This window comes from Arthrobacter sp. MDB1-55, assembly GCF_059092925.1.
Genome location: NZ_JBNHID010000002.1, coordinates 808,068 through 824,044 on the forward strand (window position 1 = coordinate 808,068; position 15,977 = coordinate 824,044).

The window sequence follows — 15,977 nt, forward strand, 5'->3', positions numbered from 1 at the left end:
ATCCTTTATCAACGAATTGATTGATTACAACATTAGGCTTGTCCTCATCGGAGGTCAAGGGTTTTTAGGAGCGCCGAAGGAGTTCTTCGAGGCCGATCGGTTCGGAGCCGGTAAGATCCCGGACTGCCGTCGTCGTGCGTTCGAGCTTTCCCGAAGCGATGGCGGTGTACGTACTCACCCAGGCATCCACCTGCCATCCCGGCGCACCATAGTGGGCGCGCGACGCGTAGGCCTCTTCGACGGTCTCCTCTTCATACCGGGTCTCGCGCCCGGTGACGCGGGTGGTAGTTGCCGCCACTTCGCCCAGCGAGAGAGCCTCAGGGCCGGTGAGGTCATAGGTGCGGCGGGAGTGAGCTTCCGGATCCTTCAGGACAACGACGGCGGTGCGTGCCACGTCGGTCCGTGCCACGGCTGACACTCGCCCGTTTCCGGCCGGTCCGCGCAGCACCCCTTCATCCCCGGCGAAGAGTGGCAGGACGTCGAGGTAGAAGTTGTCGCGGAGGAACGTGTAGTTCAGGCCTGAGTTGCGGATGTATTCCTCAGTAGCCCAGTGATCGCGTCCGAGCGTGAAGGTAGCGTCCGGCGATGCGGCAAGGAACGAGGTGTAGATGATGTGCTGAACACCGGCTTCGACCGCCGCGTCGATGAACGTGCGGTGCTGGTCAACGCGGTCTTCTGCCTCAGCGCCTGAAACCATGAAGAGGATCTCACTGCCGCGGAGGGCCTCCACGGCTGCCTTCCGATCGGCGTACTCGGCGCGGGCAACGCTGGCGCCCGTGAGTTCGGGCGCTCGCGCGGGGTCCCGCACAATCAGCTTCTGTTCGTAGCCTTCGTCCGAAAGGAGGCGGGCAGCTTCTCCGCCGACGTGTCCGGTGGAGCCGGTGACCGCAATTCGTGGGTTCATGCTCGGTGGAGCGCAGATCCCGCCGTGAATATTCCAAATTCATCGCAGTTTCCATCGCAATTTCCTTCGCCGACACATGGAGGATGAGCCGGCGTCGTCCCTGGTCCCTAGCGTGGAGCAGTGTCCAGACTGTTCGTCGCTATCGGTGACTCCTTCACGGAGGGAGTGGGGGATTGGGATCCCCGTTACCCCAACGGCGTCCGTGGGTGGGCGGACCGGGTGGCCAAGCAGTTGAGCAAACAGGATCCCACTTGGCGCTACGCCAATTTTGCTATCCGAAGCAAGCGTCTTCGCCAGATCATTGACGAGCAGCTGCAGCCCGCGCTCGATCTGCACCCAACGGTGGTCAGTGTCTATGCCGGGGGAAACGACATTCTTGAACTGCGCACGAGCATCACACCGCTCATGGAGACCTATGAGGAAATGGTTTCACTCATAGCAGCGGCCGGCGCCCGTCCACTGCTCTTCACCGGCTTTGACGTGCGGCTGCACCCGGTTCTCGAACCGATGAGGCGGCGGAACTGGACCTACAACGACCACGTCCGGAGGATCGCCGAAGACTACGGCGCGCTGCTCGTCGATTACTGGTGCTTCGACGAATACCACGACCCGCGGTTATGGGACGTTGACCGCCTCCACATGTCCCCGGCCGGCCATAAGAACATGGCGGCGCATGTGCTGCGCGTTCTCGGCGTCGACCACACCCTCACCTCCAAACCGCTCCGGCCTCACCAGCGCCTGACGATGGCTGAGTTGCTTCGCAAGGAGACGGCGTGGTGGGGCGAGTGGGTGATTCCCATGTTCGGTCGACGTCTCCGCAACGTAACGCTGGGCGATCACCTCGAGCCACGATGGCCTACGCCCATCCGCCCAGCGGACGGGCTGAAGAGGCTTGCTGCCGAACGACTCACTGCTTCAGCGGGTCGTGCCCCCAGTTCATGAACGAGGAACGTCGACGGACTTCATGTCCCTGTAGTGGCGATTTCGAGCGGAAAGAATGAAGGCGCCGATAACGGCGGAAACGAGGGAACCGACAATAACACCGACTTTCACATCGTCCGCCGTGCTACTGGACGGGTCGTAGGAAAGCTCTCCGACGAGGAGGGAAACGGTGAAGCCGATACCGGCCACGAAGGCAACGCCGATGATGTCCGCCCACCGCAGGGACGCGTCGATGGCGATGCCCCGCAGCCGGGTCAGCAGGAAAGTGAACCCCGCAATGCCGACGAACTTGCCCACGACCAACCCGCCGATGATGCCCAGCGCCACAGTGCTTTGCAGGGATTCGACGAGGCCATGAAAACCCCCCACGGTTACTCCGGCAGAGAAGAAGGCGAAGACCGGAACCGCGAACGCAGTGGACACTACTGCCCACTGGTCAGCGAAATGAGCGGCGAGTCCCTCAACAACCGGCTTGCCGTTTGCGTCTGTGCCGGTTTGCACCTGCGCCCGGCCCTTGGCAATGACTGGAACCATGAAGCCCAGCAGCACCCCGGCGACAGTCGCATGAACGCCCGATTCGTGGATGAGGACCCAGACGGAAACCCCGAGAGGGATGAGTATCCACCAAGTGCGAACCCCGCGCTGGACAAGGACGGCAAACACAGCGAGGGGGATCAGGGCCAGGAGCAATGGGAGGATCTGGATGGTGGCTGTATAGAAAATGGCAATGATCGTGATTGCCAGGAGGTCGTCCACAACTGCGAGGGTCAACAGGAACGTCCGCAGTGCAGGAGGCAGGTGCCGTCCGACGACGGCGATCACTGCGACGGCAAAAGCGATATCGGTGGCCGCCGGGATAGCCCAACCGCTCAGCGCTTCGGCCCCGCCCTGCAGGTTAATCAGGGTGAAGACGATCGCTGGGACGAGGACGCCGCCTGCAGCCGCAACAATCGGCACAATCGCGCTCCGAGGGTTTCGCAGCTTTCCAGCGACGAACTCCTCCTTGAGTTCAAGTCCGACAACGAAGAAGAAGATGGCGAGCAACCCATCCGCGGCCCAGGCTCCGACGCTCAGGTTCAGGTGAAGGAATTCTGGTCCCAGCCTGAATTCGCGGACTGAATTGTAGAAGTCCACTGCCGGGGAGTTGGCGAGGATAAGAGCGAGTATCGTCGCGCCGAGCAGGAGCGCGCCGCCGGTGGTGTCCTTGCTCAGGGTCTGGTGCGCCCCGCGCCAGATGGAGTGCGGCTGCTGGTTCGGGGGGAGAGCGGAGTCGTGCTGCGTCATGGGGGGTGCTTTCGTCGAGGAGTGTCCGCGGGCATGGGGCATCTGCGGTCCTGATCGATGAGGGGCAGATGCAGGTCAGCGACGTGGCGGCGGGCAGCCGGCGATCTCGCCGTGTGCGTTGGTCCCCCAGGAACTCATCCATCCGTTGGTTCCACTTGCCCGCTTGGTCAGCAGCAGGCGGTTCGGGAACACGGCCAGCGCCCGTACAAGCGCACGGGGCATCTGTAAGCTGGCCGGAATCATGTCCCAATTCTAGCAAGGGACGAAAAACGGCCCGACGGCGCCCTGTGCCCGCTACGCCGGTCTCATGCCTTCAGCGGGTCGTGCCCCCAGTTCATGAGTGAGTAACGCCACTTCGAATGCTCGACGTCGGAGGACGGCTTCTGTGCCAGATGGCGGTGCACGTACCCCACCACCTTGCGCATGTGCTCGACATCCGAGTCGGTGAGATCTGACTTCTTCGTGGACAGGAGTTTGATGATGCGTCGGCCGGACGCATGGCCGACCGATTCGCCGCCGTCGTCCTTCTGCCCGACTGCCTTTGACTCGTCACTGTCCAGCCACTTCTCCAACTCGGAGGCGGTCATGTTGACGGCCTCTTTCCAGTCGTCCCAGACCTCATCAACGCCTGTGCTGTTGCTCATGCCTTCTCCTGCCCTCGTACACTGGTTTCATCATGGGTTTCATCAACAAGTACCGCGCCCCTATTGTCTGGCTCATCGTCATCGCGATGGTGGCGTCCATCGGAGCAGGCTTTTTCGCCACCATCTTCTAGCTCCGGCAGCTACTTCCAGCCCGGCACTACCAGAGCCTCCCCGCGTCGGGCAGTTGAATGCGCATCCAGCGGTATCCGTAGCCGGGCAGCTTGACCTTCAATTTGTCGCCCACGGCGATGTCCGTCATCGAGTTCTCCAGCAGGTCTGTCAGGATCCCGCCGCCCTCGGGAACATCGCTCTCCTTCAGCGTGACCGAAACTTCTGCCGGTTGGTCTGAGAAGTTGTGAAACAGGAAGAGCGAATGGTCCTCCCAGTCGCAGCGGTGAGCAAAGACAGAGGGACTCGGGGTGTCTATGAGGGAGAAGGTCCCCCATCCCAGCTCGGGGCACTCGCGGTAGCGGCGGATGAGAGTTCCAATGAAAGCCAGCAATGACTCGGGGTCGCGGCGTGCGTCCACGACGTTGATCTTGGCCTGTCCGTACTCGCCCTGCACCAGCGGGGCGACCAGCCGATCCGGAGGGGCGGCAGAAAAACCTGCGCTCTCCTCATGCGTCCACTGCATCGGGGTGCGCACGGCCATCCGTCCTTCGGCTTCGAGGTTCTCGCCCATGCCGATCTCCTCCCCATAGAACAGGACAGGGGTGCCGGGCAGCGAGAACAACAACGAATACACCATGCGGAGGCGTTGCTGGTCTCCCCCGAGCATCGGGGGGAGCCGTCGCTTCAATCCGCGCCCGTAGATCTGCATGCTCTCCTCGGGCCCGAAGGCCTCGAACACTTCCTGGCGTTCCGAGTCCAGCAGTTTGTCGAGGGTCAGCTCGTCATGGTTGCGGACGAAGGTCGCCCACTGGGAATCCCCATCGATGGACGGGCGGTCCGTGATAGTGCGTGCGAGCGGTCTCGCATCTCCGCGCGCCAGTGACAGGTACATCTGCTGCATGGTGACGAAGTCGAACTGCATATTGAGCTCATCGGCCGCGGATCCGAAGAACGCAACCTGCTGCTCATACGGCAGGTTCACTTCGCCGAGGAGGACCGCATCACCGGACCGGCGTGAGAGGAACCGGCGGAGGTCCCGCAGGTAATCATGCGGGTCGCCGGTCTGGTTGTCCTGCCCCTGCATTTCCAGGAAGAACGGCACGGCATCGACGCGGAATCCGGAAAGTCCGAGCTGCATCCAGAAGCCGATGGCCTTTGCTATCTCGTCGCGTACCTGGGGGTTGGCCACGTTCAGGTCCGGTTGATGGGAGTAGAACCGGTGCAGGTACCACTCGCCGCTTTCCTCGTCCTTGCTCCAGATCGAGTTTTCCTTGTCGGGAAAGACAACCTCCGCCGACGTGTCCGGCGGTGCATCAGAACGCCAGACATAGAAATCCCGGAAGGGATTGTCCTTCGAGGACCGCGCCTGCTTGAACCACGGATGCTGATCCGACGTGTGATTCACCACCAGGTCGGCGATCACCCGCATTCCACGGTCTTTCGCCGTACGGACAAACTCGACGAAATCACCCAGCGACCCCAGCCGTTCGTCCACTCCGTAGAAGTCGACGATGTCGTAACCGTCGTCTCGCTGGGGCGAGGGGTAGAACGGCATCAGCCACACGCACGTCACCCCGAGTTCCGCCAGATAGTCCAGCCGTTGGGCTGCGCCGGCAAAGTCACCGACCCCGTCACCGTTGGAATCGCAGAAAGTCTCAATGTTGAGGCAGTAGATAACGGCGTTCTTCCACCACAGGTCCGAGGTGTCGGTGATGCGCATCAGCGCACCTCGGGCAACACGTGTTCGGCGAAGGCCTCGATGAACGGTTTCTGCTCCGTACCCACGAAGTGGAGGTAGAGCTCGTCGAACCCGAGGTCCGCGAACTCCCGTAGGCGCTGTGCATGGACAGCCAGGTCAGGCGAAATTTGTACAGTTTCCCTGAGCTTGTCCTCGGTAAGGTCCCTGGTGGCTTCCTCGAAGTCAGACGGGCGAGCCAGGTCCCAGGTGGTCGGAGGAGTCACACAGTTCGACGCCCACTGGGACCGGGCGATCTTCACGGCTTCCTCCTCCGTGGGTGCCCATGACAGGTGGACCTGCAGGATCAGCTTGCCCTGTCCACCGTTCTCCCGGTAGGCATTGATCATCTCGGTGAGTTTCTCGTGCGGCTGGTTCACTGTGACCAGGCCGTCGGCCCAACGGGCGCTCCGGGCAGCCGTTTCCACGCTAACCGCCGGAGCGATCAGGGGAGGCTTGACCTCCGGTGCGTCCCACACGCGGGCCTGCTCAACGGTGACCAGACCGCGATGGGTGACCTCCTCGCCGTCGTGCAGCCGCCGGATGATGTCGATGCACTCCTCGATGCGCTGCTGGCGCTCGGCCTTTGCCGGCCACGGGTCACCGGTGATGTGCTCGTTCAAGTTCTCGCCGCTGCCGAGGGCAGCCCAGAACCGGCCGGGGAACATACTTGCCAGGGTTGCGCTGGCCTGCGCGATGATCGCGGGGTGGTAACGCTGGCCGGGGGCGGTGACGACGCCGAAGCGCAACCCCGTGGTGGCAAGAGCAGCTCCCAGCCAGGACCAGGCGAAACCGGAGTGCCCCTGAACCGCGGACCATGGCTCGAAATGGTCCGAGCACATCGCGGCATCGAACCCTGCCTGTTCCGCCATCTGTACATCTGCAAGGAGCTGTCCCGGCGCGATCTGTTCGTGGGAAGCGTGGAAACCGATGAGGGGCATGCGCTGGCCTTTCCGTGGAGGGCTCTTGAATGGGCGAGCCGGTCCGTCCTAGTGTGATCAGTAGGCTTAGCAATTGTTGTTCGAGCCTATCCGTACTGCCAATGGCCCTCAAGGGTGCTACCCAAACTTCCACGTACCAGGAGGAACGCATGAGCGACCAGTACACCTTCCAGAACCCTGTCACCCGCTTTCCGGAGATCTCGCCGCCCAAGCAGGACCAGCCGGAACCCGGCCTGGACCGTGACCTGAACCCGCAGGCTGACCGCGGTGAAGAATCGTACCGGGGCACCGGTCGCCTCGAGGGGCGGAAGGCCCTGGTGACGGGTGCTGATTCCGGGATCGGAGCGGCAGTGGCGATCGCCTACGCCAGGGAAGGCGCCGACGTCGCACTTTCCTATCTGCCCGAGGAGGAGGCCGACGCTGATGAAATTGTCCGCCTGATCGAAGAGTGCGGGCGCAAGGCCGTGAAGCTGCCGGGCGACATCAAGGACGGCGAGTTCTGCAAGCAGTTGGTGGCGCAGGCGGTCGAGGGCCTGGGCGGCCTCGACATCCTCGTCAACAACGCCGGCAAGCAGATCGCGGTGGAGCGGCTTGAGGACCTGGACGATGAGCAGCTCGACCACACGTTCAAGACCAACATCTACTCGTTCTTCCGCATCACGCGCGAAGCGCTGCAGCACCTGCCTGCTGGATCGAGCATCATCAACACCACATCCATCCAGGCGTACAACCCGTCCCCGACGCTGCTGGATTACGCGAGCACCAAGGCGGCAATCAACAACTTCACGAAAGGCCTGGCCCAGCAGTTGGCGCCTCGCGGAATCCGTGTGAACGCGGTAGCGCCCGGCCCTTTCTGGACGCCGCTCCAGGTTTCCGACGGCCAGCCGAAGGATGCACTGCCGGAGTTCGGGAAGGACACGCCCCTGGGCCGCGCGGGGCAGCCCACGGAACTGGCGCCGGCATATGTTTTCCTCGCCTCGCCTGAATCCAGTTACGTGCTCGGCGAGACGCTGAACGTTAACGGCGGAAGCCCGACGCCGTAACTCGCCTGCGGTGACGAATTAGCGTTCGGGGAACGGTTTGCTGAGTGTTCCCGGGCGGGGCCGCCTCAGTCGGGGAAACGAGGCGGTCCCGCTCGGGGGGGCTCTGGTAACCAGTGCCAGCAGGAGGAGCCGGTGGTCTCGCCCGCCTCTGTCCTGCCCCTTAACTATCGGGGCCGCACCTTGGAATTTTCTTGGAGCTGATTCACAGGAAAATAAGTAAGCTTATCACTTCCCTTGGGTCGGGACCGCGGGTTAGCGTCGAAGAACCCGGGCTCCTGTCCTCCAGCCGTACAGATGAGTTGGCCGTTCAGTGCAGGAGCCATCGATTGCGGAGGTAACCCCGTGTTTTTCCACAAACAGGAACTGCAATTCAAAGCGACTCCCGATAAGCCGGATGCCGTTTACGCGCGCAAGCTGCAGGAAGTACTGGGCGGGCAATACGGTGAAATCACCGTTGCCATGCAGTACAGCTTCCAGGCCTGGAACACCCACATACCCGGAAAGTACCGTGACCTGCTCTTCGGTATCGGTGCCGAAGAATTCGGCCACGTCGAAATGCTCGCGACCATGATCGCGCAGCTGCTTGAAAAGGCGCCTCTCGGCATCACCGAAGACGCGGTCCAGTCAGACCCGGCGATTGCCGCCGTCGTTGGTGGGACGGACATGCAGCAGGCCATCGTTGCCGGCGCGGGTGCACGTCCCGTCGACAGCATGGGCAACCCCTGGCAGGGCAGCTACATCACTGCCAGCGGCAACCTGCTGGCGGACTTCACAGCCAACGCGAACGCGGAGATGCAGGGGCGGCTGCAGGTGGCCCGGCTCTATCACATGACCGACGACCACGGCGTACGGGACATGCTTTCCTTCCTCCTCGCGAGGGACACGATGCATCAGAACCAGTGGATGGCCGCAGCCTGCGAGCTGCAGGAAGAAGGGGCGGAGAACTTCCCGGTGCCGAGCAACTTCCCTCTCAAGAAGGAAGAGCGCAGCGTGTCCTACCAGTACCTCAACTTCTCGGACGGAAAAGCCGCATCCGAAGGTTCATGGGCTTCCGGGCCCACCCCGGACGGGCACGGCGAGTTCTCGTATCACGAGGGTCCGACCACCTCGGCTCCCATGCCGCCGCCCACGCATCCGGACTCGCGTTTCTACGGGACAACCGAGCTGCCAAACGCCATGGAGAAGATGGCCGGTGCCGTGCAGGACAAGCTCCATAAGGAGTAGTTTGACCCTCTCTCGAACAGCCCGCTGCTTGCTGAAGCAGCGGGCTGTTTCCGGGTTACGCCCTGATAGACAGAGGGCTTAGTACTATGTGATGGATGGGGACGACGACGTCGGCCCACCGGTAGGAAGGTTTGTCATGAGGATTCCTGAAGCACGCGGGGCTGCGAGCACGGCTCTGCTGGAACTGCTGCCACAGGCACCGAACAGCGAGAGCATTGATGCATTGGCCCTCGCGGTGCAGGACGCGCTCGGCCAGACCACCGGAATCCTTGCAGATGATGATCTGCAGCTGACGCTTTTCTGTCTGTATGAGCTGCACTACAGCGGTATCGACGTAGCGCATGCCGAATGGGAGTGGGAGCCGGGACTGATCTCGATCCGCCGTAAAATCGAGCGGACCTTTGAAGCTGCCCTGCGTGACGTCGTCGAACTTCCCTCATTGGAACCGCGGGACAGCGACGGCGTGGCGGCAGTGCTGTTCGAGCTGGCCGCTGCCGACACTGGACCGAGCGTCTCTCGGTTCGTCGCGAAGAAGGCCTCGCTGGAACAGGCCCGGGAATTCCTGATTCACAAGTCCATCTATCAGCTGAAGGAAGCTGACCCGCATACCTGGGCCATTCCCCGCCTGAGCGGCAGGGCCAAAGCGGCCATGGTTGAGATCCAGGCTGACGAATACGGGGGAGGACGCCAGGATCGTATGCACTCGGCCCTTTTTGCGCGCACTATGCGAGGCCTGGACCTCGAGGACAGTTACGGGTGCTACGTCGACGCAGTCCCTGCCCTGACGCTTGCTTCGACCAACATGATGTCGATGTTCGGGCTGAACCGCCGCCTTCGCGGCGCCATCGTGGGCCACCTCGCGGCGTACGAGATGACCTCATCCCAGCCGAACCGTCTCTACGGGAACGGTTTCCGTCGTCTTGGCTTCGAGGAGGACGTCACCTGGTATTTCGACGAGCATGTCGAGGCCGACGCTGTTCATGAGCAGATTGCCGGACGGGACCTGGCCGGCGGGCTGGTCGAAGCAGAGCCGGAGCTGCTGGAAGACGTGTACTTCGGTGCCGCTGCAGCGTTGACGCTGGACGGCATGCTCGGTGAACACATCATGGCCGCCTGGGAGAAAGGTGAGTCGTCCCTGCGGACCACCGCGCCAGCACGAGCATGACTCCACCTGCGGCCACATACATCCTGCCGCTGCGCTGGACCGAGGACTGTGGCATTGAAGCGCTCGCAGCGTACCTCGACGAGGTGGTGCAGTGGGCCGAGGTGATTGTTGTCGATGGCTCTCCGGATGAGGTGTTCGCCCGTCACGCCGCTGCTCTCCCTGGATCCGTCCGCCATCTCCGCCCACGCCATTCCTGCCGCAACGGCAAGGTGGCAGGCGTCCTCACCGGCCTGGCGGAGGCCTCCTGCGAGCGGGTAGTCATTGCCGACGACGACGTCCGTTATGCCGAGCGCGGGTTCCGCCGCCTGGTGGACCTACTCGACGAGGGGCACGTGGTCCGCCCTCAGAACCACTTCCTGTCCTGGCCCTGGCATGCCCGCTGGGACACCGGTCGAACGCTGTTGAACCGCGCCTTTGGTTCCGACTTTCCGGGTACCCTGGCTGTCCGCCGCTCGGTCATGGATGCGAGCGGCGGCTATGACGGTGACGTCCTCTTTGAGAACCTGGAGCTGCTCCGCACGGTTCGAGCATTAGGTGGGACGGAAATACGGGCCGATGATCTCTTTGTCGGCCGGATTCCGCCGGAAACGGGTCACTTCGGCCGCCAACGGGTGCGGCAGGCGTACGACGACTTCGCCCAGCCGCTCCGGCTGCTTCTGGAGTTGTCGCTGCTTCCCGCATTGATCCTGCTGGTGCGCCGCTTCGGCGCGGTGGCCTGCTTGCCTGCCGCCGCCGTCGTCGTCGGTGTGGCGGAACGAGGACGACGACGGCGGGGCGGCAGGGCGGTGTTCCCGCCAACGGCTGCGCTGTGGGCGCCTGCATGGGTGGCTGAGCGAATGCTTACCGTCTGGGCCGCGCTCGGCATGCGGTTGGCCGGTGGCGTCCCCTACGCGGGCTCACGACTGCCGAATGCGGGAAATTCTCCACGGGCGCTGCGTCGGAAGTATGCACACGTCCGCGTTGTGCCGTAGCTATAACAAAGAACTGGCACAGGATTGGCTGGTTCCCGGGCTTCCGGGATAGCCAAACCTGCGCCAGTTCTCGAAGCAGCCGGACCGACCTAGGCGTTGTTGTCGATCTCGTTGTAGTCGGTACGGTCGATCTTCCGGTGGTACCGCATGCCGGCCAGTCCGCCGAGTACGGCACCCGCCAACGCGGCAAGCAGGGCCACTACGACGGCGATGATGCCGGCAGTGGTCAGTGTGCCTTCGTTCAGCGGAAGGCGGGGGAAGCTGTTCAGGTTGGCGAGGACGTCAAACTGAGAGCCGAAAATGAGGCCCAGAACTGCGACCAGCACAGCGATGATGATTGCCCAGAGCCAGACGGCGACGCCCTGCTTGGCTCCGTTGAACCGTGCCATGCGTCCGGCGACATACCCTCCGCAGTAGTAGGCCACCAACAGGATGACCAGCAGGATGATCGCGCTTGTTATCCCCACGGTCTGCGGGTTCTGGGATGCCTGGTTGGTTGCTTCGTTCAGGTTCGTGTTCGTCGACAGGCCGAAGGCAGCACCGGCGGCCGCGACCAGGGCGGTGAGGATGACCGCCATGCCTGTAGCGGTGAGCCAACCGAAGAACGCGGCACCGAACTTCATGCCGCCGAAAGTCTCCTTTTCGCGCTGATGGAGCGCATCCCTTTCCGCCCCGACAGGAACCGGCGCAACGGCGTTGTTGCCGTCACGGCTGCCGTCATAGTCGCGGTCGTAGTCCCGATCATCCGGATCCAGCTTCCGCGGGCGACGGTCCTGATTATAGGAATCCCTACTGGAGGACACCGGTACTGCAGCGGTCCGCTCGTCGCGGTCGTCAACGCCGTCATTGTCGTGGTCGACGTTCATTGCGCGGGTCTCCGGTTGGGATCGGCGTGCATCGGCGCGGCTGGATCCGCCTACATCCGGTGTCAGGGAATCATCCGCATGCTTGGGGCGATAGTCCCGGTCGTTGTTCCCTGTTCCTGGTGTACTCATGATGTCTCCTGATTTCAGGGCCCTAAGGCAACTTAATAAGCAACCTTAGTATTTCGGTGTGGCGTGTACAAGGGCGCCACACCGGCCGATGGCATGCTTAGGAGCATGGACTGGGAGATTCTGATAACTGTTATTTGCGGCTTGGCCATAGCGGTTGGCGTGACCGGAGTGGTGATTCCGATCCTGCCCGGCAGCATCCTCATCGTTGTGTCGCTGCTGGTGTGGGCGCTTACTGTGACGAGCGCTTCCGGTTGGACCGCCCTTGCGATCGGCGGAACCTGCGCGGTGGCGGGTCTTCTCGCGGGGACCATACTGACGGGGCGCAAACTGCGTCAGCGGAAGATACCGGGACGATCCATCACAATCGGGCTCGTGCTTGGCGTGGTGGCCATGTTCATCATCCCTGTGGTGGGCTTGATCGTCGGCTTTGTTGTGGGCCTACTGTTGAGCGAGACTGCCCGTCTTCATGACTTTCGGTCTGCCGTGTCGTCGAGCGGAGCGGCACTCAAAGCCATGGGCGTGGGCATCCTGGTCGAGCTTCTGCTGGCCTGCGCGGCGGGCAGCGCATGGGTTCTCGCCGTCTGGGCGCATTTCTCCACGCGCTGACCCGCCCACTTGCCCTGCTACCGCCTGTAGCCGCGGGTCTTTCCACGCGAGTACCTGGTGGTCCGGCCCTGCTGGCGCTTACCGAGCAGTTTCGAGGCAATAACCGGAGCGAGCATCCATAGGATCTTCTTCAGCATCTTGTGCGCCTTTCGTGGAGTGAGCCTCCATAGTAAGCACACTGACTATTCGGATGTCGACCGGTCCGCGACGAATAGCCTGAGGGCTTCGAGCTGGGCGAGCCTGCACTCCGGCTTGAGATACATCATGTGTCCGGCCTCGTGGTAGTGATGCGAAATCCGCGCCCGTGCCTCTTCCCGGAGATTCATATGCGCGAACACATACTCCGCCGCGAAGTGCGGTGTGGCACCGTCCTGGTAGCCATAATCAACGTGAACCCGTAGGGCCGGGTTATGCACCATGAGCCGCTCAAGCACATCGCTCACGTCAACTGGTGCACCTTCGAATGTCCGGTAACTCCACGGCTGCACACGCGCGGTAAGAATCTCATAGGGGAGATCGTTCTCGTATCCGAGTTCGGCGCGTACATAGTGGTTGATCGCTGCTGCGAATGGCCCGGTGATGGCCCGCATGCTTGGGTCGTCCGTCGAACTTGAGGACTGAAGGTTGGCCGGCGGAGCGGTGAAGCGCCCATCGATCCGGCCCACCACCAGTCCTTCAGCCCGCAGCAACTCAGCAGCGAACTCGTGATAGGCCCAGCGCAGGTTGGTTCGGCGGATGAAGTCCTCGCCCAGGGTGGTGAGGGCACTGAGGCGGGTCACGACGTCGTCGTACTCGCTTTGCGTGAGTCGATTGCCCTGGGTCAGTGCATAGCCGAAGTCACGCGAGGCGAATTCTTCCGCTTCACGGACGACGTCGTAGAGCTCGCGACCGGGATGGTGGCCGTGATAGTGCGCAATCGCCGCATAGGTTGGCAGGTGCAGGGCGTACGGGGTGTCGCTGCCGGGGAAGAACCGGAGGGTCGACATGTTGAGTACGGTCGAGATGAGCCCCAGACCGTTGACGGTCATCCCGTAAGCGTCGAACAGTCGGCCCGCTACAGCGACCGCGCGGAGCGTTCCATAGGACTCGCCGACCAGGTATTTGGGCGAGAGCCACCGGTTGTTGCGCGTGGTCCACAGGCGGATGACCTCGGCGACCAGGTCCCGGTCCTCGACAAAGGCGTGGAACTCGTCGGTTTTCTCGCCCTCAATGACCCTTGAGAATCCGGTGCTGACCGGGTCGATCAGAACGAGATCGCTGTGTTCGAGGAGGGTCTCCGGATTGTCGACCAGGCCGAACGGCGGGGGAGTCATGGCGCCGACGTCTCCCGAGTCCACCCGGCGCGGTCCAAGGAGGCCGAGGTGCAGCCACACCGAGGACGAACCCGGGCCGCCGTTGAACGCGAAGGTGACGGGCCTGCTCGAGGCGCCGTTGTCCTGGGTGTAGGCGACCACGAAGATCTCCGCCTTGGGTTTGAACCCCTCGGATTTGCCGTCTTTGGTTTCTTCCCGTCGCAGGACGAGCCTGCCGGTGGTTGTGGTGTAGGCAAGCCCTGACGGTGCGGTGTGCTGCCGCGTCACGAAGTCGTCGCTGACCTCTTTTACTGCGGCCGGTTCAGTCTTCTCGGCAGTGGTGTCTTCAGTTGCGAATTCTTCAGCCATACCCTGAGCCTAGCGGTGGTTGTAGCAGGCAACTACCCCTGTCTCGAGGTGCGGACCGCGGGCTGAACGTCGGCGTTCCATGGCTGACGCTGTTCGGGCCGGGCGAAGAACAGGGCAGCGATCAATCCGACCACGACAACGCATGCGGGCAGCAACAGCGACTGCCCCATGGCCGCCGCGTACTCACCGGCGCGCTCCGGAGCGTCCACCGCACCGTTGGCTATCAGGCGTGCCTGCATGATCGCAGCAATCCCTGCGCTGCCAATGACGGCTCCCACCTGCCGCGTGGTGTTGTAGACACCGGAACCCGCACCGGCGAGCGACGGTGCAAGGTTTCGGGTGGCTGTCAGCGAGACCGGAGCCCAAACTCCTGCGCTCGCGAGACCGATCAGTGCGAGGGGCAGGAGCAGTTGCCAGATAGGAGTGTCCGGTGTGAGCAGCGACGCCAACCAGAAGAGTGCTGTGGCCATACCGGAGAATCCGAAAATGGCCATGTACTTCGGGTTGCCTCGCTGCACGAGTTTGCCGACGAACGGCGCCAGGACACCGGAAATGACGGCCATGGGAGTCAGGAGCATCGCGGCCTCGGTGGGCGACAGATTGCGGACGTTCTGCGCATAGAGCATGAGCGGGAGACTCATGGTGGTGACCGTGAAGCCCATCGCGGAGATCGCCGTATTCGCGAGCGAGAAGTTGCGGTCCCGGAAAAGCTTGAGCGGGACGAGCGGTTCCTTGCGGTTGAAACGCTGCCAGACAAGGAAGGCCGTGAACAGTACGGCGCCTGTGATAATCAGGGACCATACCGAGATGGGACCGACGATAGGTCCCCAGTTATAACTCTGACTCTCCTGTAGCCCGAACACGAGGCAGAACATCCCGGCTGCGCTGAGCACCACGCCGAGGAGATCGAACGAGTGACTTGTGGTGGTCAGTTCCGGTACCAGCCGGTAGGCAAGCACCAGTCCGACGACGCCGACCGGCACGTTGACGAAAAAGATCCACTCCCAGCCGAGCGAATCCACGAGAATTCCGCCCAGGATTGGTCCGACGAGGGTGGCAATGCCCGCTACGGAACCCCACAGCCCCATTGCCGACCCACGCCGGTCCGGCGGAAAGATTCGGGTGATGACCGACATGGTCTGTGGGGTCATCAGCGCCGCACCGAGTCCCTGAAGGACACGGGCGATGATCAGAAGCTCAATGGTGCCGGCAAAACCACACAGGGCGCTGGATGCCGTGAAAACGGCAAGACCGGCCAGATAGACGCGACGTGGCCCGAATCGGTCACCCAAGCGGCCCGTGATCAGCAGCGGAACGGCATAGGCGAGAAGATAGGCGCTGGTCACCCAGATGGCACTGTCAATGTCAGCCTGCAGCCCCTGCATGATGGCCGGGGTAGCGACGGACACGATGGTCGAGTCAACCAGGATCATGAAGAACCCGATGACGAGCGACCAGAGCGCCGGCCACTCCCGGATGTCGGGGGCGGAGGATTGCATGGTTTGAGGGTACAGCCGGGCGCTGACATTTGGTTCTCCGCCCAGGTGCTGGGGTATCTTGGTTGCTGCGGGGCCTTAGCTCAGTTGGTAGAGCGTTTCGTTCGCAATGAAAAGGTCAGGGGTTCGATTCCCCTAGGCTCCACTTTTCGCCTTTCACGCGTGGGCACGACGGGTGAACCCGTCTACTGCAAGTAACAAGCAACCTCAAGAGTCTCTCTCTCGCGTTTCTTTGCACCCATTTTTCGGGCATAC

The 15,977-nt window shown here is 62.6% G+C and carries 15 protein-coding genes and 1 tRNA gene; 7 read left to right on the plus strand and 9 right to left on the minus strand.

Annotated elements, in window-relative coordinates:
* Positions 1–64: 64 nt before the first annotated feature.
* The gene (locus AC5RU3_RS11105) at positions 65–904 is read right to left on the minus strand and encodes an SDR family oxidoreductase (RefSeq protein WP_493965543.1); all 840 of its coding nucleotides are present in this window, start codon (positions 902–904) and stop codon (positions 65–67) included.
* Positions 905–1,024: 120 nt separating this feature from the next.
* Between AC5RU3_RS11105 and AC5RU3_RS11110 the strand changes: the two genes are divergently transcribed.
* Positions 1,025–1,846 carry an SGNH/GDSL hydrolase family protein gene (locus AC5RU3_RS11110; protein WP_309071790.1) on the plus strand — a complete coding sequence of 274 codons (822 nt, stop codon included), beginning with the start codon at positions 1,025–1,027 and terminating at the stop codon, positions 1,844–1,846.
* Here AC5RU3_RS11110 and nhaA read toward each other — a convergent pair.
* The 5 genes from nhaA to AC5RU3_RS11135 all read right to left on the minus strand — a co-directional run bounded on the left by nhaA (position 1,841) and on the right by AC5RU3_RS11135 (position 6,561).
* Positions 1,841–3,130 (minus strand): Na+/H+ antiporter NhaA, encoded by a 1,290-nt coding sequence (nhaA, locus tag AC5RU3_RS11115; protein WP_493965544.1) that lies wholly within the window; start codon positions 3,128–3,130, stop codon positions 1,841–1,843. The two genes, AC5RU3_RS11110 and nhaA, sit on opposite strands and share 6 nt — an antisense overlap.
* A 75-nt stretch (positions 3,131–3,205) precedes the next feature.
* Positions 3,206–3,373 (minus strand): hypothetical protein, encoded by a 168-nt coding sequence (locus AC5RU3_RS11120; RefSeq protein WP_309071788.1) that lies wholly within the window; start codon positions 3,371–3,373, stop codon positions 3,206–3,208.
* A 62-nt stretch (positions 3,374–3,435) separates the two neighbouring features.
* Positions 3,436–3,774: a DUF3140 domain-containing protein gene (locus AC5RU3_RS11125; RefSeq protein ID WP_309071787.1), complete on the minus strand. Its 339-nt coding sequence runs from the start codon at positions 3,772–3,774 to the stop codon at positions 3,436–3,438.
* Positions 3,775–3,931: 157 nt separating this feature from the next.
* Positions 3,932–5,605, minus strand: coding sequence for an alpha-amylase family protein (locus AC5RU3_RS11130; protein WP_493965545.1), 1,674 nt, complete (start codon positions 5,603–5,605; stop codon positions 3,932–3,934).
* On the minus strand, positions 5,605–6,561 hold the full coding sequence (locus AC5RU3_RS11135; RefSeq protein WP_309124044.1) for a TIGR03885 family FMN-dependent LLM class oxidoreductase: 957 nt from the start codon (positions 6,559–6,561) through the stop codon (positions 5,605–5,607). The genes AC5RU3_RS11130 and AC5RU3_RS11135 overlap by 1 nt, the downstream gene beginning before the upstream one ends.
* 149 nt (positions 6,562–6,710) lie before the next feature.
* Between AC5RU3_RS11135 and AC5RU3_RS11140 the strand changes: the two genes are divergently transcribed.
* The 4 genes from AC5RU3_RS11140 (at position 6,711) to AC5RU3_RS11155 (ending at position 10,964) form a co-directional block, all read left to right on the plus strand.
* Positions 6,711–7,604, plus strand: coding sequence for an SDR family oxidoreductase (locus AC5RU3_RS11140; protein ID WP_309071784.1), 894 nt, complete (start codon positions 6,711–6,713; stop codon positions 7,602–7,604).
* 342 nt (positions 7,605–7,946) lie between these two features.
* Positions 7,947–8,828 (plus strand): manganese catalase, encoded by an 882-nt coding sequence (locus AC5RU3_RS11145; RefSeq protein WP_493965546.1) that lies wholly within the window; start codon positions 7,947–7,949, stop codon positions 8,826–8,828.
* Between the two features lie 136 nt (positions 8,829–8,964).
* Entirely contained in the window at positions 8,965–9,993 is a 1,029-nt protein-coding gene (locus AC5RU3_RS11150; RefSeq protein WP_493965547.1) for an iron-containing redox enzyme family protein, read from the plus strand.
* Positions 9,990–10,964, plus strand: coding sequence for a glycosyltransferase family 2 protein (locus AC5RU3_RS11155; RefSeq protein ID WP_493965548.1), 975 nt, complete (start codon positions 9,990–9,992; stop codon positions 10,962–10,964). The genes AC5RU3_RS11150 and AC5RU3_RS11155 overlap by 4 nt, the downstream gene beginning before the upstream one ends.
* A gap of 89 nt (positions 10,965–11,053) precedes the next feature.
* Here AC5RU3_RS11155 and AC5RU3_RS11160 read toward each other — a convergent pair whose 3' ends face one another.
* Positions 11,054–11,959, minus strand: coding sequence for a YrzE family protein (locus AC5RU3_RS11160; RefSeq protein ID WP_493965549.1), 906 nt, complete (start codon positions 11,957–11,959; stop codon positions 11,054–11,056).
* Between the two features lie 105 nt (positions 11,960–12,064).
* Here AC5RU3_RS11160 and AC5RU3_RS11165 point away from each other — a divergent pair, with 105 nt between their 5' ends.
* The gene (locus AC5RU3_RS11165) at positions 12,065–12,565 is read left to right on the plus strand and encodes a DUF456 domain-containing protein (protein WP_493965550.1); all 501 of its coding nucleotides are present in this window, start codon (positions 12,065–12,067) and stop codon (positions 12,563–12,565) included.
* A gap of 182 nt (positions 12,566–12,747) precedes the next feature.
* On the opposite strand, the gene AC5RU3_RS11170 is transcribed toward AC5RU3_RS11165, so the two are convergent.
* Together AC5RU3_RS11170 and AC5RU3_RS11175 are read right to left on the minus strand one after the other, a co-directional pair.
* Entirely contained in the window at positions 12,748–14,226 is a 1,479-nt protein-coding gene (locus AC5RU3_RS11170) for a S10 family peptidase (protein WP_493965551.1), read from the minus strand.
* A 32-nt stretch (positions 14,227–14,258) separates the two neighbouring features.
* Positions 14,259–15,725: a DHA2 family efflux MFS transporter permease subunit gene (locus AC5RU3_RS11175; protein ID WP_493965552.1), complete on the minus strand. Its 1,467-nt coding sequence runs from the start codon at positions 15,723–15,725 to the stop codon at positions 14,259–14,261.
* 69 nt (positions 15,726–15,794) lie between these two features.
* On the opposite strand from AC5RU3_RS11175, the gene AC5RU3_RS11180 reads away from it, so the two are divergent.
* Positions 15,795–15,867: transfer RNA gene (locus tag AC5RU3_RS11180), tRNA-Ala, on the plus strand.
* The last annotated feature ends 110 nt before the right edge of the window (positions 15,868–15,977 follow it).